At 71.9% G+C, this 21,321-nt stretch carries 19 protein-coding genes; 13 read left to right on the top strand and 6 right to left on the bottom strand.

Features of this window, described 5'->3' with window-relative positions; all coding sequences use genetic code 11:
* Positions 1-260: 260 nt before the first annotated feature.
* The 4 genes from ACZ7L4_RS33345 to ACZ7L4_RS33330 all read left to right on the top strand — a co-directional run bounded on the left by ACZ7L4_RS33345 (position 261) and on the right by ACZ7L4_RS33330 (position 5,430).
* Positions 261-1,052 carry an IclR family transcriptional regulator gene (locus tag ACZ7L4_RS33345; RefSeq protein ID WP_472108468.1) on the top strand — a complete coding sequence of 264 codons (792 nt, stop codon included), beginning with the start codon at positions 261-263 and terminating at the stop codon, positions 1,050-1,052.
* A gap of 356 nt (positions 1,053-1,408) precedes the next feature.
* A complete protein-coding gene (locus ACZ7L4_RS33340) occupies positions 1,409-2,206 on the top strand; it encodes an MIP/aquaporin family protein (RefSeq protein ID WP_472108466.1) in 798 nt (265 codons plus the stop codon).
* A 50-nt stretch (positions 2,207-2,256) separates the two neighbouring features.
* On the top strand, positions 2,257-3,804 hold the full coding sequence (gene glpK, locus ACZ7L4_RS33335) for a glycerol kinase GlpK (RefSeq protein WP_450817351.1): 1,548 nt from the start codon (positions 2,257-2,259) through the stop codon (positions 3,802-3,804).
* A 9-nt stretch (positions 3,805-3,813) separates the two neighbouring features.
* On the top strand, positions 3,814-5,430 hold the full coding sequence (locus ACZ7L4_RS33330) for a glycerol-3-phosphate dehydrogenase/oxidase (protein ID WP_450817350.1): 1,617 nt from the start codon (positions 3,814-3,816) through the stop codon (positions 5,428-5,430).
* A gap of 134 nt (positions 5,431-5,564) precedes the next feature.
* Here the strand turns inward: ACZ7L4_RS33330 and ACZ7L4_RS33325 are convergent, their stop codons facing one another.
* The 5 genes from ACZ7L4_RS33325 to ACZ7L4_RS33305 are packed head-to-tail and all read right to left on the bottom strand — an operon-like array spanning position 5,565 to position 10,569.
* Entirely contained in the window at positions 5,565-6,104 is a 540-nt protein-coding gene (locus ACZ7L4_RS33325; protein ID WP_472108464.1) for a MarR family winged helix-turn-helix transcriptional regulator, read from the bottom strand.
* Between the two features lie 58 nt (positions 6,105-6,162).
* A complete protein-coding gene (locus ACZ7L4_RS33320; protein ID WP_472108462.1) occupies positions 6,163-6,777 on the bottom strand; it encodes an SRPBCC family protein in 615 nt (204 codons plus the stop codon).
* 23 nt (positions 6,778-6,800) lie between these two features.
* Entirely contained in the window at positions 6,801-9,143 is a 2,343-nt protein-coding gene (locus tag ACZ7L4_RS33315) for a xanthine dehydrogenase family protein molybdopterin-binding subunit (RefSeq protein ID WP_472108460.1), read from the bottom strand.
* Positions 9,144-9,148: 5 nt separating this feature from the next.
* Positions 9,149-9,712, bottom strand: a complete 564-nt coding sequence (locus ACZ7L4_RS33310) for a (2Fe-2S)-binding protein (protein ID WP_472108458.1) — start codon at positions 9,710-9,712, stop codon at positions 9,149-9,151.
* Positions 9,709-10,569 (bottom strand): FAD binding domain-containing protein, encoded by an 861-nt coding sequence (locus ACZ7L4_RS33305; RefSeq protein ID WP_472108456.1) that lies wholly within the window; start codon positions 10,567-10,569, stop codon positions 9,709-9,711. Before ACZ7L4_RS33305 ends, ACZ7L4_RS33310 begins: the two co-directional genes overlap by 4 nt.
* A gap of 204 nt (positions 10,570-10,773) precedes the next feature.
* Between ACZ7L4_RS33305 and ACZ7L4_RS33300 the strand changes: the two genes are divergently transcribed.
* Entirely contained in the window at positions 10,774-11,862 is a 1,089-nt protein-coding gene (locus ACZ7L4_RS33300; protein ID WP_472108454.1) for a TetR family transcriptional regulator, read from the top strand.
* Positions 11,863-11,955: 93 nt separating this feature from the next.
* On the opposite strand, the gene ACZ7L4_RS33295 is transcribed toward ACZ7L4_RS33300, so the two are convergent.
* A complete protein-coding gene (locus tag ACZ7L4_RS33295; RefSeq protein WP_472108452.1) occupies positions 11,956-13,338 on the bottom strand; it encodes an MFS transporter in 1,383 nt (460 codons plus the stop codon).
* 219 nt (positions 13,339-13,557) lie between these two features.
* Between ACZ7L4_RS33295 and ACZ7L4_RS33290 the strand changes: the two genes are divergently transcribed.
* From ACZ7L4_RS33290 to ACZ7L4_RS33255, 8 genes are read left to right on the top strand one after another with little or no spacing between them, the layout of a single operon-like run.
* Positions 13,558-15,042 carry an aldehyde dehydrogenase gene (locus ACZ7L4_RS33290; protein ID WP_472108450.1) on the top strand — a complete coding sequence of 495 codons (1,485 nt, stop codon included), beginning with the start codon at positions 13,558-13,560 and terminating at the stop codon, positions 15,040-15,042.
* A gap of 23 nt (positions 15,043-15,065) precedes the next feature.
* A complete protein-coding gene (locus ACZ7L4_RS33285; RefSeq protein ID WP_472108448.1) occupies positions 15,066-15,989 on the top strand; it encodes a VOC family protein in 924 nt (307 codons plus the stop codon).
* Positions 15,986-16,780 (top strand): aspartate dehydrogenase domain-containing protein, encoded by a 795-nt coding sequence (locus tag ACZ7L4_RS33280; RefSeq protein WP_472108446.1) that lies wholly within the window; start codon positions 15,986-15,988, stop codon positions 16,778-16,780. Before ACZ7L4_RS33285 ends, ACZ7L4_RS33280 begins: the two co-directional genes overlap by 4 nt.
* On the top strand, positions 16,777-17,541 hold the full coding sequence (locus ACZ7L4_RS33275) for an alpha/beta fold hydrolase (protein WP_472108444.1): 765 nt from the start codon (positions 16,777-16,779) through the stop codon (positions 17,539-17,541). The genes ACZ7L4_RS33280 and ACZ7L4_RS33275 overlap by 4 nt, the downstream gene beginning before the upstream one ends.
* Before the next feature lie 43 nt (positions 17,542-17,584).
* Complete coding sequence (locus ACZ7L4_RS33270) at positions 17,585-18,106, top strand: cupin domain-containing protein (RefSeq protein ID WP_450817338.1); 522 nt, start codon at positions 17,585-17,587, stop codon at positions 18,104-18,106.
* A gap of 1 nt (position 18,107) precedes the next feature.
* Positions 18,108-18,848 (top strand): SDR family oxidoreductase, encoded by a 741-nt coding sequence (locus ACZ7L4_RS33265; protein WP_472108820.1) that lies wholly within the window; start codon positions 18,108-18,110, stop codon positions 18,846-18,848.
* 28 nt (positions 18,849-18,876) lie between these two features.
* The gene (locus tag ACZ7L4_RS33260; protein ID WP_472108442.1) at positions 18,877-19,653 is read left to right on the top strand and encodes an SDR family oxidoreductase; all 777 of its coding nucleotides are present in this window, start codon (positions 18,877-18,879) and stop codon (positions 19,651-19,653) included.
* Positions 19,654-19,662: 9 nt separating this feature from the next.
* Positions 19,663-21,309: a thiamine pyrophosphate-binding protein gene (locus ACZ7L4_RS33255; RefSeq protein WP_472108440.1), complete on the top strand. Its 1,647-nt coding sequence runs from the start codon at positions 19,663-19,665 to the stop codon at positions 21,307-21,309.
* The last annotated feature ends 12 nt before the right edge of the window (positions 21,310-21,321 follow it).

Below are 21,321 nucleotides of genomic sequence, written 5' to 3'. Positions count from 1 at the left end.
TGCGACGGCTGTCGGCTTTGCGGCTCCACTCCCGGAGGCGCACCCGGTCAGGGTAACGGGGACCATGGTCCCGTCGTAGTGACGTCCACGAGCCGGAATGGTGTGCGCGTGTCGTGGCCGGATCCGTTCGTTGGAAATAATGGCGCACGCCGCGCTCGCCGGAGGTCGGCAACGACCGATACTGTTCAGCATTGCCGAACGTTGCATGGCGACTCCAGCCAGCGACCTGTCAGCGAGACACCGAGGAGGAAGGGACTGCGATGGCACGCAACATCCAGTCGCTCGAACGGGCCGCGGCCATGCTCCGGTTGCTCGCGGGCGGCGAGCGGCGGCTCGGCCTCTCGGACATCGCCGCCGCGCTCGGCCTCGCGAAGGGCACGGCCCACGGCATCCTGCGCACCCTCCAGGCCGAGGGATTCGTGGAGCAGGACTCCGCCTCGGGCCGCTACCAGCTGGGCGCCGAGCTGCTGCGCCTCGGCAACAGCTATCTGGACGTGCACGAGCTGCGGGCGCGCGCCCTGGTGTGGACGGACGACCTGGCCCGCTCCAGCGGCGAGGCGGTCTACCTCGGCGTACTGCACCAGGGAGGCGTGCTGATCGTGCACCACGTCTTCAGGCCCGACGACAGCCGGCAGGTCCTGGAGGTCGGCGTGATGCAGCCGCTGCACTCCACGGCCCTGGGCAAGGTGCTCTCCGCGTACGACCCGGTGGCGCACAGCGAGGTCCTGGAGGCCGAGCGCAAGGACTTCACCGCCCGCACGGTGTGCGACCCAGGCGAGCTCGAGTCGGTGTTCGACCTCACCCGTGCGCGCGGGTACGCCGCGGACATCGAGGAGACCTGGGAGGGCGTGGCCTCGGTCGCCGCGCCGATCCACGACCGGCACCGGATGCCGGTGGGCGCCGTGGGCATCACGGGCGCCGTCGAGCGGGTGTGCAGGGACCCCGAGACCGGGGGCGACGCCGGTTCCGGCGGGCTGCGCCCCGAGCTGATCGCGGCCGTGCGCGACTGCGCGCGTGCCGTCTCCCGCGATCTGGGCGCCAGCCGCTTCTGAGCCGCGCGGTCCCGACCCGGGGCGCAGGCCGCACCGACTCAAGGTGCAGGCCGCACCGATCCGAGTGACCATCGTTGAACGCCCACCGGCCTGCCGCCCCACAACGGCGGGTCGACAACCGCAGGCGATCAATAACGATCGCGCATTCGATAAAAGATCCCTTGACGAGCCGGGAACCGCAGAGCGAGACTCGCGTCCATCGGTCGGCATTGTCGAACACCTACCGGCAATACGCGTTAGAGTGTGAACAGGCCAGACCGGACCCGACCCTCGCCTGAGGGCTCGGACCACCGGAAAGGGACCCGGGAGGTTCGTTACTCGGGTTATCCCCTGGACGAAGGACAAAGGAGTCGCGGGTGTCCAGCCACGACATCTTCCTCGGCGAGACCATCGGTACCGCCATTCTGGTTCTGCTGGGCGGTGGCGTCTGCGCCGCCGTCACTTTCAAGCGCTCTAAGGCGTTCAACGCCGGCTGGGTCGCCATCGCGTTCGGCTGGGGCCTCGCGGTCATGACCGCCGCCTACATGACGGGCGCCGTCTCCGGCGCTCACCTGAACCCCGCGGTCACCGTCGGCCTCGCCATCGAGGGCGGCACCAAGTGGAGCGACGTACCGCTCTACCTGGTCTCCCAGCTCTTCGGCGCCATGATCGGCGCGGCTCTGGTCTGGCTCGCGTACTACGGGCAGTTCCACGCCCACCTCACCGACCGCGAGGTCCTGAGGGCGCACAACGGCGCCGCTGCCGACGACGAGGGCCTCGTCGACCCGAAGGCGGCCCCCGAGGCCGGCCCCGTGCTCGGCATCTTCTCCACCGGTCCGGAGATCCGGAACACGGTCCAGAACCTCCTCACGGAGATCATCGCCACGATCGTGCTGGTCCTGGCCATCCTCACGCAGGGTCTGAACGCCGACGGCAACGGCCTGGGCGTCCTCGGCGCCCTGATCACCGCGTTCGTCGTCGTCAGCATCGGCCTCTCCCTCGGTGGCCCCACGGGCTACGCCATCAACCCGGTCCGTGACCTCGGCCCGCGCATCGTGCACTCGCTGCTCCCGCTGCCCAACAAGGGTGGTTCGGACTGGTCGTACGCCTGGATCCCGGTGGTCGGCCCGCTCATCGGCGGTGCCCTCGCCGGCTTCATCTTCAAGCTGTTCTGAGCGACGCCACCGAGACCGACCACCCACGAACCACGCACGAGGAGCACTCCGTGACCGACGCACACACCACCGGCCCCTTCATCGCGGCGATCGACCAGGGCACCACGTCCAGCCGCTGCATCGTGTTCGACAAGGACGGCCGGATCGTCTCCGTCGACCAGAAGGAGCACGAGCAGATCTTCCCGAAGCCGGGCTGGGTCGAGCACGACGCGAACGAGATCTGGGCGAACGTCCAGGAGGTCGTCGCCGGTGCCGTCACCAAGGCCGGCATCACCCGCGACGACATCAAGGCCATCGGCATCACCAACCAGCGCGAGACGACGCTGCTCTGGGACAAGAACACCGGTGAGCCCGTCCACAACGCCATCGTCTGGCAGGACACCCGCACCGACGCGCTCTGCAAGGAGCTCGGCCGCAACGTCGGCCAGGACCGCTTCCGCCGCGAGACGGGTCTGCCGCTCGCGTCGTACTTCGCCGGTCCGAAGGCCCGCTGGCTGCTCGACAACGTCGAGGGCCTGCGCGAGCGCGCCGAGCGCGGCGACATCCTCTTCGGCACCATGGACACCTGGGTCATCTGGAACCTGACGGGCGGTGTCAACGGCGGCAAGCACTTCACCGACGTCACCAACGCCTCCCGCACGATGCTGATGAACCTGCACGAGATGCAGTGGGACGAGCGGATCTGCTCCTCCATCGGCGTCCCGATGTCGATGCTGCCGGAGATCCACTCCTCCGCCGAGGTCTACGGCGAGGTCACCGGCGGCAAGCTGGGCGACCTGCTCGGCGGCATCCCGGTCGCCTCGGCGCTCGGCGACCAGCAGGCGGCCCTGTTCGGCCAGACCTGTTTCGCCGAGGGCGAGGCCAAGTCCACGTACGGCACCGGCACGTTCATGCTGATGAACACCGCCGACAAGGCCATCAACTCGTACTCAGGACTGCTGACCACGGTCGGCTACCAGATCGGCGACCAGAAGCCGGTCTACGCACTCGAGGGCTCGATCGCCGTCACGGGCTCCCTGGTGCAGTGGATGCGCGACCAGATGGGCCTGATCAAGTCGGCCGCCGAGATCGAGACGCTCGCGTCCTCGGTCGAGGACAACGGCGGCGCGTACTTCGTGCCCGCCTTCTCCGGCCTGTTCGCCCCGTACTGGCGCTCGGACGCGCGCGGTGTCATCGCGGGTCTGACCCGCTACGTCACCAAGGCGCACCTCGCGCGCGCCGTGCTCGAGGCCACCGCCTGGCAGACCCGCGAGATCACCGACGCCATGACGAAGGACTCCGGCGTCGAGCTGACCGCGCTCAAGGTCGACGGCGGAATGACCTCCAACAACCTGCTGATGCAGACCCTCTCGGACTTCCTGGACGCGCCGGTGGTGCGTCCGATGGTCGCCGAGACGACCTGCCTCGGCGCCGCCTACGCCGCCGGTCTCGCCGTCGGCTTCTGGTCCAACACCGACGAGCTCCGCGCCAACTGGCGCCGGGCCGCCGAGTGGACCCCCCGCATGGACGCGGCCACCCGCGACCGTGAGTACAAGAGCTGGCTCAAGGCCGTGGAGCGGTCCATGGGCTGGCTCGAAGACAGCTCTGTCGAGGAGTAACACCCCACCATGAGTACCCAGTCCACCCTGCAGACCGTGCCTGCCCTCGGAACGCACCCGGTCGCCGGTTCCAACCCGAGCCGCGCCGAGACCCGCGAGCAGCTTTCCAAGGCGACGTACGACCTCCTGGTCATCGGCGGCGGCATCCTGGGCATCTCCACTGCCTGGCACGCGGCGCAGTCCGGTCTCAGGGTGGCCCTGGTCGACGCCGGCGACTTCGCCGGCGCCACGTCCTCCGCGTCCTCCAAGCTGCTCCACGGCGGTCTGCGCTACCTGCAGACCGGTGCGGTGAAGCTGGTCGCGGAGAACCACTTCGAGCGGCGTGCGGTGTCCCGCAACGTGGCCCCGCACCTCGCCAACCCCCTGACCTTCTACCTGCCCGTCTACAAGGGCGGCCCGCACGGCGCGGCCAAGCTCGGCGCGGGTGTCTTCGCGTACAGCGCGCTGTCCGCGTTCGGTGACGGTGTGGGTCACCTGCTGTCCCCGGAGAAGGCGCAGCGTGATGTGCCGGAGCTGCGGACCGACAACCTGAAGGCCGTCGCCGTGTACGGGGACGACCAGATGAACGACGCGCGGATGGCGCTGATGACCGTGCGTGCCGCGGTCGACGCGGGCGCTGTTGTTCTCAACCACTCCGAGGTCACGGGCCTTCGTTTCACCAACGGCCGGGTCACCGGCGCCGAGCTCAAGGACCGCACGAGCGGCGACGAGTTCGGGGTCAACGCCCGCCTGGTGCTGAACGCGACCGGCCCCTGGGTCGACCACCTGCGCAAGATGGAGGACCCGAACGCGGCGCCGTCCATCCGCCTCTCCAAGGGCGCGCACCTGGTCATGAAGCGCACCTCCCCCTGGAAGGCCGCGCTCGCCACCCCGATCGACAAGTACCGCATCACCTTCGCCCTCCCCTGGGAGGACATGCTGCTGCTCGGCACGACCGACGAGGAGTACGAGGGCGACCCGGCCGATGTCTCGGTCACCGAGAAGGACATCGACCAGATACTCGACGAGGCGGCCTTCTCGGTCCGTGACCAGCAGCTCAAGCGGGAGCTGATGACGTACTCGTTCGCCGGTCTGCGCGTGCTGCCGGGCGGCCCCGGCGACACGTCGAAGGCCAAGCGCGAGACGGTCGTCAACGAGGGCAAGGGCGGCATGCTGTCCGTCGCGGGCGGCAAGTGGACGACGTTCCGGCACATCGGCCGCACGGTGATGCAGAAGCTGGAGGCGCTGCCGGGGCACCCGCTCGGCGACGACTACGAGCCGATCAACTCGCTGCCGAAGAAGCTGCCGCTGCCGGGTGTCGCCAACCCGCGCGCCGTCGCGCACCGGCTGCTCGTCGACAGCCCGGCGCCCGGGCCGCGGATGGGCGCCGACACCGCCAAGCACCTGGCGACGCACTACGGTTCGCTGTCCTTCGACATCGCGCGCCTGGCGAACGAGAACCCGGAGCTGGCGGAGCGGGTCCACCCGGACGCGCCGGAGATCTGGGCGCAGGTCGTGTACGCGCGTGACAACGAGTGGGCCGAGACGCAGGACGACGTGCTGCGGCGCCGTACGACGCTGACGATTCGTGGCCTGGACACGGACGACGTGCGGTCCAAGGTGCAGGACCTGCTCGACAAGAAGTAGGGCTCACCCGGCGTGACGAGGGGCGGCTCCCACGGGGGGGAGCCGCCCCTTTTTTCTGTCACCTGCGGCGGGGTTGACGTCTCGGGGCTCTGCCCCGGGCCCCGCTGCTCAATCGCCGCAGGGGCTTGAATTGCTCACCCGGCAGCGGCACTGGATGGGTCGTCCGAGTCCAGGATCGAGTGCTCCAGCTTGCCGAGCAGGCGGGCCAGTTGGCGGCGTTCCGCCGGGGAGATGCCGGCGAGCATGCGTTCCTCGTTGGCGAGGTGGTCGGTGAAGACCTCGTCGACCGTGGCGAGGCCGAGGTCGGTGAGGCGGGAGTAGACGACACGGCGGTCGTCGGCGTCCCGCTCGCGCACTATCAGGCCCTCCTTCTCCAGGCGGTCCATCCGCAGGGTGACCCCGGCGGACGAGACGAGCCCCGAGTCGGCGAGCTGCCCGGCGGTGAGCCGGTAGGGCTTGCCCGCGCGGCGCAGCGCGGTCAGCACGTCGAACCCGGCGACCGACAGGCCGTGCCGCTCGATCGACGCGTTGAGCTTGGTGTTGTAGCGCAGGAACGAGCGGTGCAGGCGGGCCAGCACCTCCAGCGGTCCTGTGTCGAGCTCGGGCCGCTCGCGCGCCCAGTCCGCCACGATCTGTGTCACGGCGTCGTGCCGCTTCGCCTTCCGCTCGGCCATCCCCGTCCCCTCGCGCGCTTTCCACGGGCGGACGCGAAATCGTACGCCCCTGAAAATTCTACCCCTGAAGCGATCCGCGGCGGCGCCTGCCGATCACCGCGACCAGTATCACCGCCGCGAGCGCGGCGGCGGCCGGAACGGCGGCCTTCTTCACGAGTACGGGCAGCGCGGCGGCGCCGAGGTCGACGGCCTCCGGCTCGGCGGGCGCCACCGGAGCCGCGGACTCCGCCTGCTGGCCCGACATCAACTCCGCGAGCCGCTCCGCGAACTGGCCGACGATCCGGTCGCCGACCTCGGTCATGATGCCGCGGCCGAACTGGGCGGGGCGGCCCGTGATGTCGAGGTCGGTGCGGACACGGACGCGGGTGCCCGCGGGGTCGGCGACGAGCTCGGCGGTGACGGTCGCGGAGGCGGTGCCCGCGCCTCGGGTCTCGCTGCCGGTGAGGTCGAGCCGCATGCTGCGGGCGGCCTCGTCGCGGGTCACGGTGCCCTCGCCCCGGTAACTCATCTGCACCGCGCCGACCTTGACCTTCACACGGCCGGTGAAGGCGTCGCCGTCGAGGGCGTCGAGGACCGCGCCCGGCATGCAGGGGGCGACGCGGCCGAGGTCGTGGAAGAGCTTCCAGGCGTCGTCCGGCGCGGCCGGGACGGTGAAGGTGTGGTCGAGCTGCATGGTCGGGCTCTTTCGGTCGGGGGTCAGCGGGTGGTGGCGGGGGCGTCGCGCAGCAGGTCGCGGATGCGGCTGGGCGAGAGCGGGCCGCGGCGGACGACGACGCCGAAGGGGCGCAGGGCGTCCTCGACGGCGTTCGCGAGGACGGCCTGCGGGGCGATGGCGCCGCCCTCGCCGAGGCCCTTGACGCCGAGGTCGTTCATGGGGCTCGGCGAGTGGATCTCGTCCATGTCGAGGTCGGGGATCTCGGACGAGGTGGGGACGAGGTAGTCCATGTAGGTGCCGGTGCGGGGCTGGCCGTCGGGGCCGTAGATCATCTCCTCGTAGAGGGCGCCGCCGATGCCCTGGGCGATGCCTCCGGTGACCTGGCCCTCGGCGATGAGCGGGTTGACGATGACTCCGGCGTCGTGCACGACGACGTACTGGAGGATCTCCAACTCGCCGGTGTGCTCGTCGACTTCGACGACGGCGGCGTGCGCTCCGCTGGCGACGGCGAAGCCGGGCGGGCGGAAGTGGACGGTCTCGCTGAGCTCGGTGCCGTGCCGGCCGTCGGTGGGTTCGGGGGTGCCGGGGAGCGGCGCGCGGCCCGCGAGTTCGGCGAGGGTGAGGGTGGGCCCGTCGGGCGCCTTGGTGGTGAACACGCCGTCGGTGAGGGTGAGTTCGGCGGGCGGGACGTCCAGGCGGCGGGCCGCGAGGGAGAGGGCCTTCTCGCGGACGAGCCTGCCCGCCCGGTGGGTCGCGTTGCCCGCGTTGACGAGGGCGCGGCTCGCGATGGTGCCGACGCCGAAGGGGGTCGCGGAGGTGTCTCCACCGACCACGTCGATGACGTCGAGCGGCACGCCGAGCGCGTCGGCGGCGATCTGCGCCATGGACGTGCGGTGGCCCTGCCCCTGCGAGGGCGCGCCGATGGCGAGCTTGACGCGGCCGCTCGGCGCGATGTCGATGCGGGCCGTCTCGAAGGGTCCGAGCCCGGTCGCCTCGATGTACATGGCGTAGCCGACACCGATGCGCTTGCCCTCGCGCTCCTCCGTGGGCACGGAGACCTTGGCGCGGGCCCGGCGCAGCAGTTCGGGGAAGTCCCCGGAGTCGTACGACTGGGGGTTGCCGGAGCGGTCGACAAGGCCGGTCGTGTACGGCATGTCGTCGGGGCCGATGAGGTTGCGGGCCCTCAACTCGGCCGGTTCCAGGTCGAGTTGTGCGGCGAGGCGGTCCATCGCCCGTTCCATCGCGAAGACCGTCTCGGGGCGCCCCGCTCCCCGGTACGGCGTGGCGAAGGCGGTGTTGGTGAGGACGCCGATGACGTCGATGTCGACGTTCGGGATCCGGTAGGGGCCGAGGAGGTGGCACAGCGAGTTGTACGGGACGACCAGGCCGGTCATGTTGTACGCGCCGAAGTTGACGGTGATCCGGTCGCGGACGGCGAGGATCGTGCCGTCGGCGTCGGCGGCGAGTTCGATGCGGTGGAGCTGCTCGCGGGCGTGCGAGGCGGCGGTGAGGTTCTCGTTGCGGTCCTCGCGCCACACCACGGGGCGACCCAACTTGCCCGCCGCGTACGGGATCAGCATTTCCTCGACGTAGAGGATGCCCTTCTGGCCGAAGCCGCCGCCGACGTCGGTGGCGATGACGCGGACGGACTCGGCGTCCAGGCCGAGGGTGGTGGCGATGGACTCGCGGACGCGGTGCGGGGTCTGGGTGTTGGACCAGACGGTGAGTTCGCCGCTGTACGGGTCGGTGCGGGCGGCGACGGCGCGGGTCTCGATGGGCGAGGCGACGTAGCGGTGCGCCTGGAACTCCTCGCTGATCACGGTGTGCGCGGCGGCGAACGCGGCATCAGGGTCACCGACCTGGGCCGCGACGGCGACGGCCGTGTTGTCCGGCAGGTCCTCGTGGAGCAGCGGGGCGTCGTCGTCGAGGGCGCGGTCGGGGTCGACGAGGACGGGCAGCGGCGCGTACCGCACGTCGACGAGTTCGAGCGCGTCCTCGGCGAGGTAGCGGCTGTCGGCGAAGACGATGGCGACGGGCTGGCCGACGTACAGCACCTTGTCGGTGGCGAGCAGCGGCATCGGGGTCGTGGCGACGCGCGGGGCGAGGAGTTCGGCGAGGCGGGGCGGGGTGCGCAGCTCCTCCTTGTTCAGGAGCGGCGCGAGGTGGGCGACGTCCGTGCCGGTCCAGACGGCGAGGACGCCGGGGGCTTCGAGGGCGGCGGTGACGTCGACGGACTCGATGCGGGCGTGGGCGTGCGGGCTGCGCAGGACGGCGGCCTCTGCGGCGCCCGGCAGGTCGATGTCGTCGACGTAGCGGCCGTTGCCGCGCAGCAGGCGGTCGTCCTCGACGCGCGGGACGGGGCGGCCGATCCAGGTGGTGGTCATGCGGGTCACTCCCCTCGCTGTGCGTCGGTGGCCGGTACCGGTTCGTACGTCTCGTCGAGGGCCCGGGTGAGCGCGCGGCGGATGCCCCGGTAGCCGGTGCAGCGGCACAGGTGGCCGCTGAGGGCGTCGGCGACCTCGGTGTCGTCGGGCCGCTCGTCCTGTTCGGTCAGGGCGGTCGCCGTCATGAGGAAGCCGGGGGTGCAGAAGCCGCACTGCATGCCGTGGCAGGCGTGGAAGGCCTCCTGGACCGGGGTGAGCGGGGCGTCGGGGCGGGTCAGGCCCTCGACGGTGCGCAGCTCGGCGCCCTCGCACTGCACCGCGAGCGTGAGGCAGGAGCGGACGGGCGTGCCGTCGACGAGGACGGTGCAGGCGCCGCACACGCCGTGCTCGCAGCCGACGTGGGTGCCGGTGAGCCGGAGCCGGTCGCGCAGGAAGTCGCTGAGCAGCAGCCGGGATTCGACCTGGGCGGTGACGGGTTCGCCGTTCACGGTGAGCCGGATCTCGTGCCAGCCGGAGGGTTCGGCGAGCGGTGGCGTCCGTACGGTGGCGGGGCTCGGCGTCGTGGTCATCGAGTGCGCTCCCAAGCTGTCGTGCAGGCGCGGACGAGGAGGTGGGCGGCGGCCTCGCGGCGGTACGCAGCCGTGGCGTGGACGTCGTCGGACGGGTCGAGGTGGGCGAGGGCGGCGTCCCGCGCGGCGGCGAGGGCGGCCGGGCCCGCGTCGGTGCCGGTCAGCGCCTCTTCGGCGGCGGGGAGGCGGACCGGGGCGGGGCCGACGCCGCAGAAGACGACGCGGGCGGCGCTCACGGTGTGCTCCGCGCGCTCCAGGAGGACGGCGACGCCGACCGTGGCGAAGTCGCCGTGTCTGCGGGCGAGTTCCTCGAAGGCCCAGCCGCCGCCGTGGGCCGGGAGGACGACCTCGGTGAGGAGTTCGTCCGGTTCCACGGCGGTCTGGAAGGTGGCGACGAAGAAGTCCTCGGCCGGGACCGTGCGCTCCCCCGCGGGTCCCGCGATGACGAAGCGGGCGTCCAACGCCAGTGCGGCGGTGGGGAGTTCGGCGGCCGGGTCGTGGTGGACGAGGCTGCCGCAGACGGTGCCGCGGGCGCGGATCTGCGGGTGCCCGATGTGGCCGATCGCGGCGGCGAGCAGCGGCCAGCGCTCGCGTACGCGCGGGTCGGCGGCCGCGTCGTGCTGGCGGACGGCGGCACCGATGTGCAGCGCGCCCGACGCGTCCACGGAGAGTTCGCCGAGGCCGGGGATGCGCGTGATGTCGACGAGCAGGCCGGGGCGGGCGAGCCGCATGCTCAGCATCGGGATCAGCGACTGGCCGCCGGCGACCACCTTGGGTTCGCGGTCCTCGTCGGCGAGCAGGGCGAGCGCCTCCGGGACGGAGCGCGGGGCGCAGTAGTCGAAGGGTGTGGGTTTCAAACCGTCTGCCACCAGGCCTCTCGGAGCGAGCGAACGGTACGGATTACCTAAGAGCTGAAATGATTGACTCTGAAGTACCGTCTTGGCAAGGGGGTGACTCACATCCGTTTCCCCCAGACCCTGCAAGGATTGTCAATTTGAACGGGCGTGCATAAGGTGCCCCGCACAGGCTGCCCCCGCCCTCGGCTCGACTACTGTTGCGGCGTGGATCCACAGCAGGAGAGGCGGCGCGGCCGCTCGCACGACCCCGAGGGGAACCGGAGGGCCGTGCTCGACGCGGCCCGGCGGCTGTTCGCGGCGCACGGCTATCAGGGCGTCGGCATCCGGGCCATCGCCGCCGACGCCGGGGTGACACCCGGCCTCGTCATGGCGTACTTCGGATCCAAGGACGGGCTCTTTCGCGCGGTCGTCGGCGAGGGCACCGGCGTCACCGCCGCCCTGCTCGACGAGGCGGGCAACGACCCTGCTGGTCTCCCCGGGGCCCTCGCCCACTCCTACCTGGACCGCTGGGACCGCCTCTCCGCCCAGGACCCGCTGGCCGCGCTGATCCGCTCGGCGCTCGACCACCCGCCCAGCGCCGAGCAGTTGAGCGAGCTCCTGGAGCGTCTGGTGACCGGGCCCCTGCGGGGCGTGCTCGGCGAAGGACCGGAGGCGACGGCCCGGATCGCCATGATCCGCAGCGTTCTGTTCGGCGTCATCATGGAGCGCTACCTGTTCGCGCACGAGCCCGCCCGCTCGGTGCCGACGGTCGACCTGGAGCCGCTGCTCACCGACGTACTGGCCGCGGCCATCGGGACGCCCGCGGAGGACCCCGACGGGCCGCCGCGCCCCGGGACCTCCCCCGCCACCGACGCCGACACCCGCGTCTTCGCCGCCCTCACCGACTGCGCCGCCCGCTACCGCACGCTGATCGGCCGCGTCGTCAAGCGGCACGGCATCTCGCTGGCCGCCTTCGAGGTGCTCGCCGAGCTGCGCCGCACCCCCGCCCCGCACCGCCGCACCATGGGCGAGCTGGCGGCGGCCGGTGCGGTCGGGGCCGGCGGGATGACCCAGCACGCGGACCGGCTCGAGCGGGCCGGGCTCATCGAGCGGGAGGGCGACGCGCGGGACCGGCGGGTCGTGCAGCTGCGGCTGACGGAAGCCGGACGGGAGCTGGTCGACCGGGTCACCGAGGAGCGCCGGGCGGGCGAGCGGGAGCTGCTCGACGGGCTGCGGCCCGAGGAGCGGCGCGGGCTGCGGGCCCTGCTGGGGACGCTGGGCGAGGCCCTCACGGACGGGCCGGGAGCCGGCTGAGGCCGCACGGCTCCGTGCTCGGCGTGACACCGCACCGTACGACAACGGCGCCGGAGCCATCAGGCCCCGGCGCCGCGCCATCGCACTCCCCCGTTACGCGTTGAGCTCCTCCAGCGTCTTGCCCTTCGTCTCCACCGCGAACAGGGCGATCACCGCGCCCACGACGGCCACGATCGCCAACTGCGCGAAGACCAGGCCGAGTCCGCCGCCGGATCCGATGATCGCGCCGACCGTGATCGGGCCGAGGATGACGCCGAGCCGGTTCCACAGGCCGCCGAAGGCCGCGCCGGTGGCCCGGTTCCGCGTCGGGTAGAGCTCCGGCGAGTAGAGGTAGAGGCCCGCGTTGATCGCGTAGACGAAGAACGTCGTGCAGGAGGCGAACAGGGCGACCTGCAGCCCCGACGTCACCCCGACCAGGGCCAGGATCCCGAGCGTGAGCGCCGTGCCGCCGAGCGCGGCGACCAGCGCCGGGCGCCGCCCGATGCGGTCGATGAGGAGCGCGACGACGAAGGTGCCGATCAGACCGGTGATGTTGCTGAGCAGCGTGTAGACCAGCGCCGTCGTGAGGTCCAGGCCGAAGTTCTTGGTGTAGAGCGAGGGCAGCCACGTCGAGATGCCGTGGTTGACGTAGTACGCGACGAACCACAGGCCGGACAGGACGGCGGTGCGCCGCAGATAGCGGCCGGTGAACAGATCCCGCAGCCGGCCCCTGCCGGTCTCCGCCACGGGCGCGGGACCGGGCTCGGGCAGCGGTTCGCCCACGGCCCGCTCGACCTCGGACTCGATCCTGGCGATGACCTTCTCGGCCTCCTCCAGGCGCCCCTGGGAGAGCAGCCAGCGCGGCGACTCCGCGACGTGCTTGGGCAGCGCCACGGCGATCAGGACGGGCAGCCCGCCGAGGATGAACATGGCGCGCCAGCCCAGGTTCGGCACGACCCACACTGCGACGAGGCTGGCGGCCGCGAGCCCGGCCGGGAAGATCATCTCGTAGAGCAGGACGAAGCGGCCGCGCTTGTCGGAGCGGGAGATCTCGTTGATGTACGTGGCCGCGACCGGGACGACGCCGCCGATGCCGAGTCCCTGGACGAACCGGAAGAGCGAGAACAGCTCGATGCCGTTCGCCGTGGCGACGGCGAGGCTGGCGAGGCCGGTGATCGCGACGCCCAGGGCCACCGTGCGCACCCGGCCGATCCGGTCCCCCAGCCAGCCGGCGACCAGCGCGCCGAGCAGCATGCCGATGGAACCCGTGGTGACCGCGAAGGTCGCCTGCCCCGTGCTCAGGTGCCAGTCCTTGATGAGGACGGGCAGGGCGGACGCGGCGAGGAGCTGGTCGAAGGCCTCGAAGAACGTCACGGCGCCGATCAGGAAGCGCACCTTGACGTGCCAGCGGGAGTGCGGCAGCCGTTCGAGTCTGGCCGCGATCGAGCCGAGGCCCTGTTTGCCGGATTCTCCGGCTTTACCGGCCACAGTCGTCATGGAGGGGTCCTTCCGCGAGCACGCGAGCGTGCGGAGAGTTCATGAGGAGTTCCGGCGACAGTAGAAGGCAACTCCTAAGCGGTCAATGGTTAGCCACTTAGGGATCTGAAGACGGGTGAACGACGAAGACCCCCACGACAGGGTCTTGCGGAGAAACATTTAAGCGCTTAGCTTTCTAGTGCTTCAGCAAGTCAACTCCCGTGCGCCGGAGGTCCCGCCGTGTCCCACCACCCCACCGAAATCCTTGTCGCGGGCCAGTGGCGGCACGGCTCGGGCGCCCCGCTCGACACGGTCGACCCCGCCACCGGACAGGTGCTCGCCACGCTGCACACCGCGTCCGCCGAAGAGGTCGACGAGGCCGCGAAGGCGGCGGCAGCGGCCGTGGCGGACCCCGCCTGGCGCGCGCTCCTCCCCCACCAGCGGGCCCGGCTCCTGTACCGGATCGCGGAGCTGACCGAGGAGGCCGCGGACGAGCTGGCCGCGACGCAGACCGCCGACACCGGCAAGACCCTCACCGAGACGAAGGCGCTCGCGCTCAGCGCGGCCGGCACCTTCCGGTACCTGGGCGCCACGCTGGAGACCGCCGAGGAAGCGATCACCCCGTCGCGCGGCCCGTACGTCACGATGAGCGTGCACGAGCCGATCGGCGTGGTCGGGGCGATCAACCCGTGGAACTCCCCGGTCGCGAGCGACGCGCAGAAGATCGCGCCCGCGCTCGCCGCGGGGAACGCGGTGCTGCTCAAGCCCGCCGCCTGGACCCCGCTGGTCTCCCTGAAGCTCGGCCGGATCATCACACGGGCCCTCACCGAACTCGGCCTGCCCACCGCCCTGCTGTCGGTGCTCCCGGGCAGCGGCCGGGTGGTCGGCGACGCCGTCGTCAAGCACCCGCTCGTCGGCCGGATCGGCTTCACCGGCGGCACGGAGACCGGCCGCTCCATCGCGGAGATCGCCGCCCGCAAGCTGATCCCGGCCTCGCTCGAACTGGGCGGCAAGTCGCCCACGATCGTGCGGGCCGACGCGGACGTCGAACAGGCCCTCGCGGGCGTGATGTTCGGGATCTTCTCGTCCAGCGGGCAGTCCTGCATCGCGGGTTCGCGGCTGTTCGTCCACGCGTCGCTGTACGAGTCGTTCGTCGGTGAACTCGTCTTGCGCGTGCGGAAGTTGCGGGTCGGGCCGGGCACCGACCCCGACACCCAGGTCGGCCCGCTCGTGCACACCAAGCACCGGGACTCGGTCGCCGCCTACGTCGACCTCGCCCGCTCCGAGGGCGCCGAGGTGCTGTGCGGCGGCGCCGCGCCCGAGGGCCCCGCGTACGAGAACGGCGCGTACTACCTGCCGACCGTCCTCGCCGGCCTCGCGAACGACTCCCGTACCTGCCAGGAGGAGATCTTCGGCCCCGTCCTGGTGGTCCTCCCCTACGACGACGAGGACGACCTGATCGAGCAGGCCAACGACTCCGTGTACGGCCTGGCCTGCGGGATCTGGACCCGGGACCACCGCGCCGCCTGGAACCTGGCCCGCCGCATCGACGCGGGCACCGTGTGGATCAACACGTACAAGCAGTTCAGCGCGTCCACCCCGTTCAGCGGGATGAAGGACAGCGGCCTCGGCACCGAGAAGGGACGTGACGCCATCCGCGCCTACCAACGCCAGAAGTCCCTGTACTGGGGCACGTCCGAAGCCCCGCTCCCCTGGGCCAACTGACCATCCCCACAACGGAGTTCCGTATGCCTCACCCCCCGATCGCCCGGCTGCGCGCGCTGCGCTCCGTCGAGCTGCTCACCCCCTCGTTCGCCGAGGCCACCGACTTCTACGAGGAGGCGTGGGGCCTGGAGGTCGTCGAGTCCGAGCACAGCGCGAGCTGGCTGCGCGGCACCGGCGAGCAGCACCACGCCCTCCAGCTGACCCGCTCCGACCGCACCGGGCTCGGCCGCCTCGTGTTCGCCGTCACCACGCCCGCCGAGATCGACGAGGCGGCGCGCCGCCTGGAGGCCCGCGGCATCGTGCCCGTCGCCGGGCCCGGACCGCTCGACCAGGTCGGCGGCGGCTACGGCCTGCGCTTCCACGACCACGAGGGCCGGCTCGTCGAGCTGTCCGCCGAGACCTGGGCCGTCGCCCCGCGCGGGCAGGACGGGGCCGTGCCTGTCGGTGTCACGCACGCCGTCCTCAACACCCCCGACATCGACGCCGCCGTCGCCTTCTACTGCGACGTCCTCGGCCTGCGCGTCTCCGACTGGTCCGAGCACCAGATGGCGTTCCTGCGCTGCAACGCCGACCACCACTGCATCGCGTTCAACCAGGCCGAGTGGGTGTCCCTCAACCACGTGGCGTACGAGATGAGTTCGGTCGACCACTTCATGCGCGGGCTCGGCCGCCTGCGCCACCACGGGATCGTCCCGCAGTGGGGCCCGGGGCGGCACGGGCCGGGCAACAACACCTTCTCCTACTTCACCGACCCGACCGGGCTCGTCTGCGAGTACACGTCCGAGGTCGCCCAGATCGTCGAGGACCGGTGGATCGCCAAGGTGTGGCGGCGGATCCCGGAGCTCTCCGACCTGTGGGGCACGGCGGGCCCGCCGTCGAAGGAGATCCGCTGTCACATGGCCGGTTCGCCGGAGTCCCCGATCGTCGCCGAAGGAGTACGGAAATGAGCACGCTGAAGGTCGGACTCGTCGGCTGGGGCGCCATCGGCCGCGTGGTCGGCACCGCGCTCGCCGGGCGGGAGATCCAGGGCGCCGAGCTGACGTGCATCGTCGACAACCGTCCGCTCGGCGAGGCGGCGCCCGCGCCGCAGGTCACCTTCGAGGAGGCCATCGAGCGCTGCGACCTGATCGTCGAGGCGGCCGGTCAGGGCGTCGTCCGGGAGTGGGGCGAGCACGTCCTCACCTCCGGCACCGATCTGCTCGTGGCATCCACCGGGGCCCTCACCGACGACGAGCTGGCCAAGCGGCTGCTCGCCGCCGGGCCCGGCCGGGTGTTCTTCACGGGCGGCGCGGTCGGTGGCCTCGATCTGCTCCAGGCCGTGCGGGCCCTGGGGCCGATCGAGGACGTCCGGCTCACCACCACGAAGCTCCCCTCCACCCTCGAACAGCCTTGGATGGACGAGGAGTTGCTGGGCCGGATGCGCTCGGCGACCGGCCCGGTCACGGTCATGTCCGGCACGGCGCGCGACGTGCCGGTGAAGTTCCCCAAGTCGACGAACGTGGCCGCCTCGGTCGCCCTCGCCGTCGGCGACCTGGACGCTGTGCGGGTCGAGGTCGTCGCCGACCCGGGGGCCGAGCGCACCCGGCACGTCATCGAGGCGTCCGGGGAGCACGGCGCGTACCGCTTCGAGGTCGCGCACCGCCCCGACCCGGGCAACCCGGCGACCAGCCAGGTCGTGCCGTACGCGGTGCTGCGCTCGGTGGCCGCGCTCGCCGGGCGGTCGGGGCAGATCCTGTGATCCACCTGGAAGAAGCGGGTACCGAAGGCCCCCTGCTGCTGTGCCTGCACGGCATCGGCTCCTCATCGGCCGCGTTCGCGCCGCAGCTCGAAGGGCTCGCGCCGCACGCCCGCGTCGTCGCCTGGGATGCGCCCGGCTACGCCAAGTCGGCGGATCCGGAAGGCCCGTTGGACCTCGACGGCTTCGCGGACGCCGCGGCCGACGTGATCCGCTCGTACGGACCGTCCGCGCATGTCCTCGGTGTCTCGTGGGGCGGCGTCATCGCGCTGCGGCTCGCGACCCGGCACCCTTCGCTCGTCGATTCGCTGATCATCGCCGACTCCAGCGCGGGCTCCGGCACCGATCCGGAGAAGGCGGAGGGCATGCGGGCCCGCGCCGCCGAGCTGGCCGAGGCGGGCCCGCGCGCCTTCGCCGAGAAGCGCGGCCCCCGCCTGGTCTCCGAGCTGGCGCCCACCGCGCTCGTCGAGCGGGTCGTCGACACCATGGCCGCCTCCGTGCGACTGCCCGGATACGGGTACGCCGCCGAGGCCATGGCGGGCGCCGACCTGCGCCCCGAACTGTCCGCCGTCACCGCTCCCACGCTCGTGATCTGCGGCGACCGCGACAAGGTCACCGGCGTCGAGGCCTCCCAGGTCATCGCCGGCGGCCTGCACAAGACGGCCTACGTGATCGTCAAGGACGCCGGTCACCTGGCCAACCAGGAACAGCCCGAGCGGTTCAACGCCTGGGTCCTGTCCCACCTGCACATCGTCACCGCCTGACCGCCACTGCCCGGCTGTCGGCACCTACCTAAGGACGCACACCATGCCTTTGACCACCACCGAGTACGACAACGGCGGCGACCTCGGCAAGTACACCGACTCGCTGATCGCCTCGAAGGAGTCCCGCGTCGCGGACTTCGACACGCTCTCCTTCCAGGAGAAGGCGGGCCCGCAGTACCGCCGCGGCCAGATCCGCTACGTGGGCTCCGGCGCCACCGGCAACCACGAGGGCGACAGCCGCATCCTCCCGTCCGGCGGCTTCACCTTCTCGAACATGCTCCTTCCGCCCGGCGCCGAGGGTCCGGCCCACACCCACCACGACGTGGAGGAGGCCTTCTTCGTCCTGGAGGGCGAGGTCCGCGTGGGCGTGCACCGCGGCGCCGACGAGGTCGAGTACCGCACCCTCGGCTACCGCGACATGATCGTGGTGCCCGCCGGTGTGACCCGCTCGCTGAAGAACGAGGGCGACACCGACGCCCTGTTCTGCGTCGTCATCGGCACGCAGAAGCCGCAGGTGCCCTCGTACCCCGAGTACTCGCCGATGCACGGCGTCACCCGTGACTGACGTGCGTGACGCGCGCACGGTCGTCGTGACCGGGGCGGGCCGTGGCCTGGGACTGGCCATGGCCCGCCGGGCCGGCGAGGACGGCTTCCGGGTCGTCGTCGCCGAGGTCGACCCCGAGCGCGGCGCCCGGGCGGCGGAGGAGCTGCGGGCCGAGGGCCTCGACGCGCACTTCACCCGCTGCGACGTGGCGGACCCGGCATCCGTCGAGGAACTCGCCGCGTTCGTACGGGAGTTGGGCGGGCTGTACGGCCTCGTCAACAACGCGGCCCTCGCCAACGGCGTCGGCGGCAAGGAGTTCCAGGACATCGACATCGAGACCTGGGACCGCCTGATGACGATCAACGCGCGCGGCCCCTGGCTCGTGGCCAAGGCCCTGCACCCGCTGTTCGGACCGACCGGACGCATCGTCAACATCGCGTCGGACGCCGCCCTTTACGGCTCCCCGAGGCTCGCGCACTACATCACCTCCAAGGGCGCCGTCATCGCCCTGACCCGCGCGATGGCACGGGAGCTCGGCGAGCGCGGCATCACCGTCAACGCGCTGGCGCCGGGCCTCACCGAGTGCGAGGCGACCGAGGGCGTGCCGGAGGAACGGCACGGGCTCTACGCCGCGAACCGGGCGATCTCCCGGCCGCAGCAGCCCGAGGACCTCACGGGCCTCGCCTCCTTCCTCCTCTCGGAGGAGTCCCGCTATCTGACCGGACAAGTGATCGCCGTCAACGGCGGCTTCACGATGAACTGACCCAACTTCCTCACTGGAGCACTGAGTTATGGATCTGGGCCTCGCCGACCGGACCTATGTGGTCACCGGAGGCAGCTCGGGCGTCGGCCTGGCCACGGTCCGCGCCCTCCTCGACGAAGGCGCGAACGTCGCCACCTGCGGGCGCGACGCCGACCGCCTGAAGAGGATCGGCACGCACGACCGCCTGTTCACCGCCACCTGCGACGTGCGCGACGCCGACGCCGTACGCGGCTTCGTGGCCGCGTCCGCGCAGGCCTTCGGCGGACGTCTCGACGGGCTGGTCAACAACGCCGGCCAGTCGCGCATGAAGCGCCTCGACGACACGACCGAGGACGACTGGCGCGACGAGCTGGAGCTGAAGTTCGCGGGCGTGCTCAACCCGCTTCAGGCGGCGCGGAAGTACCTGAAGGCGTCCGACGCGGCCTCCGTCGTCAACGTCAACGCGGTCCTCGCCAAGCAGCCCGAGCCGCGGCTGATCACGACGAGCGCCGCCCGCGCCGGCATCCTCAACCTCTCGAAGTCCCTGTCCCAGGAGCTGGCCCCCGAGGGCATCCGGGTCAACTCGGTCTGCCTCGGCCTCGTCGACACCGGCCAGTGGACGCGCCGGCACGCCGCCGCCGACTCCGGGATGAGTTACGAGGACTGGCAGGCGGAGCTGGCCGCCGACCGCGGCGTCTCGCTCGGCCGGCTCGGCCGCGCCGAGGAGGTCGCCTACGCGATCGTCGCGCTGCTCTCGCCGCGCGCCTCGTACATCACCGGAACCGGCATCGATGTCTGCGGCGGCGTCGGCCGCGGCATTCTCTGAGGAGTTCGCATGTCTGATACGTCATCCACGGCGTACGCCAATGGCGGTGACCTCCTCGTCGCCGTCCTCAAGGAACTCGGCGTCGACACGGTCTTCGGCATCGTGTCCGTGCACAACCTGCCGCTGGTCGAGGCCGTCGACCGCGAGCTGCGCTTCGTGCCCGTGCGGCACGAGGCGAGCGCGGTCAACGCGGCCGACGCCTACGGGCGGGCCCGCGGCACGATCGGCTGCGCGCTCACCTCGACCGGCACCGGCGCGGGCAACGCGGCCGGTTCGCTCATCGAGGCGCTCGCCTCCGGCACGTCCGTGCTGCACGTCACCGGGCAGGTCGAGGCCGAATTCCTGGGCAGCGGGCGCGGTTTCATCCACGAGACGAAGAACCAGCTCGGCATGCTCGACGCCGTCTCCGCATACGCGGCCACGGTCCGCTCCACCGACGAGGCGGGCGACGTGCTGCGCGCCGCCGCCCGCGCCGCGCTCGCCTCGCCCGGCGGCCCGGCGAGCGTGGAATGGCCGATCGACCTGCAGTACGCGGCGCAGACGGACGCGCCCGTCGCGGTGGAACCGACCGCTACACCGGTTCCTTCGGACGAACTCGCAGCAGCCGCCGCGCTGTTGGCCACCGCCGAGCGTCCCCTCATCTGGGCCGGCGGCGGCGCGGCCCGCGCGGGCGCCGAGCTGACCGCGCTCGTCGAGGCGACCGGCGCGGGCCTGCTCACCTCGAACTCCGGGCGCGGCGCGGTCCCCGAGGACCACCCGCAGGTCATCGGCAACTTCGCCACCACCCCGGCCGGGCGCGCCCTGCTCGCCGAAGCGGACGTGCTCCTCACCATCGGCACCCACTTCCGGTCCAACGAGACCGCCGACTACGGCCTGAAGCTCCCGGACGCGGACCGACACATCCAGATCGACGTCGACGCCGCCGCGCTCGGCCGCGTCTACCCGGCCGCCCACACCCTGCACGCCGACGCCGCCGACGCGCTCGCCGCCCTGCTCCCCCACGCCCGCCCGGCCGAGGCCGCGTGGACGCGGCGGATCAAGGACGTACGCGCCGAGGTCCGCGCCACGCTGCACGACAACATCGGCCCGCAGGCCGCGATCTGCGACGCGCTGCGCGCCGTGCTGCCGCGCGACGCCGTCGTCGCCCGCGACGTCACCATCCCGTCCAGCAGCTGGGGCAACCGGCTCCTGGAGATGTACGACCCGCGCTCCAACGTCTTCCCGCGCGGCGGCGGCATCGGACAGGGCCTCGGCATGGGCATCGGCGCCGCGCTCGCGGACCCCGAGCGGCCCACCGTCGTCATCGCGGGCGACGGCGGCCTCGCCGTGCACCTCGGCGAGCTGCTCACCGTGGCCCAGGAGCGGCCCCGCCTGACCGTCCTGGTCTTCAACGACGGCGGCTACGGCGTGCTCCGCAACATGCAGGACCGCTACAGCGAGCGCCGCTCCGGCGTCGACCTCGCCACGCCTGACTTCGAACTCCTCGCCCGCGCCTGCGGGTTGCCTTACCTGCGGATCGCCGACGCCGAGCACGCCCGCCCTGTCCTGGAGCAGGCCGTCGGAGCCGAGGGCCCGACCCTCGTCGAGGTCGACCTGGCCGCGCTCGGCCCGATGAAGAACCCGTTCACCCCGCCCGTGAAGATCCCCGGCGCGTAAGGAGGCCAGCAC

The sequence above is a fragment of the Streptomyces sp. NPDC107575 genome, from assembly GCF_055657265.1.
The sequence above is the reverse complement of the archived record's forward strand: the minus strand, read 5'-3'. Positions and strand labels throughout refer to the sequence as shown.

What these genes read in the sequence shown, in the direction of transcription:
- ACZ7L4_RS33345 (WP_472108468.1), top strand. Translation starts at nt 261, where the DNA reads ATGGCACGCAACATCCAGTCGCTCGAACGGGCCGCGGCCATGCTCCGG.
- ACZ7L4_RS33330 (WP_450817350.1), top strand. Translation starts at nt 3,814, where the DNA reads ATGAGTACCCAGTCCACCCTGCAGACCGTGCCTGCCCTCGGAACGCAC.
- ACZ7L4_RS33325 (WP_472108464.1), bottom strand. Translation starts at nt 6,104, where the DNA reads ATGGCCGAGCGGAAGGCGAAGCGGCACGACGCCGTGACACAGATCGTG.
- ACZ7L4_RS33320 (WP_472108462.1), bottom strand. Translation starts at nt 6,777, where the DNA reads ATGCAGCTCGACCACACCTTCACCGTCCCGGCCGCGCCGGACGACGCC.
- ACZ7L4_RS33315 (WP_472108460.1), bottom strand. Translation starts at nt 9,143, where the DNA reads ATGACCACCACCTGGATCGGCCGCCCCGTCCCGCGCGTCGAGGACGAC.
- ACZ7L4_RS33310 (WP_472108458.1), bottom strand. Translation starts at nt 9,712, where the DNA reads ATGACCACGACGCCGAGCCCCGCCACCGTACGGACGCCACCGCTCGCC.
- ACZ7L4_RS33295 (WP_472108452.1), bottom strand. Translation starts at nt 13,338, where the DNA reads ATGACGACTGTGGCCGGTAAAGCCGGAGAATCCGGCAAACAGGGCCTC.
- ACZ7L4_RS33285 (WP_472108448.1), top strand. Translation starts at nt 15,066, where the DNA reads ATGCCTCACCCCCCGATCGCCCGGCTGCGCGCGCTGCGCTCCGTCGAG.
- ACZ7L4_RS33280 (WP_472108446.1), top strand. Translation starts at nt 15,986, where the DNA reads ATGAGCACGCTGAAGGTCGGACTCGTCGGCTGGGGCGCCATCGGCCGC.
- ACZ7L4_RS33270 (WP_450817338.1), top strand. Translation starts at nt 17,585, where the DNA reads ATGCCTTTGACCACCACCGAGTACGACAACGGCGGCGACCTCGGCAAG.
- ACZ7L4_RS33260 (WP_472108442.1), top strand. Translation starts at nt 18,877, where the DNA reads ATGGATCTGGGCCTCGCCGACCGGACCTATGTGGTCACCGGAGGCAGC.
- ACZ7L4_RS33255 (WP_472108440.1), top strand. Translation starts at nt 19,663, where the DNA reads ATGTCTGATACGTCATCCACGGCGTACGCCAATGGCGGTGACCTCCTC.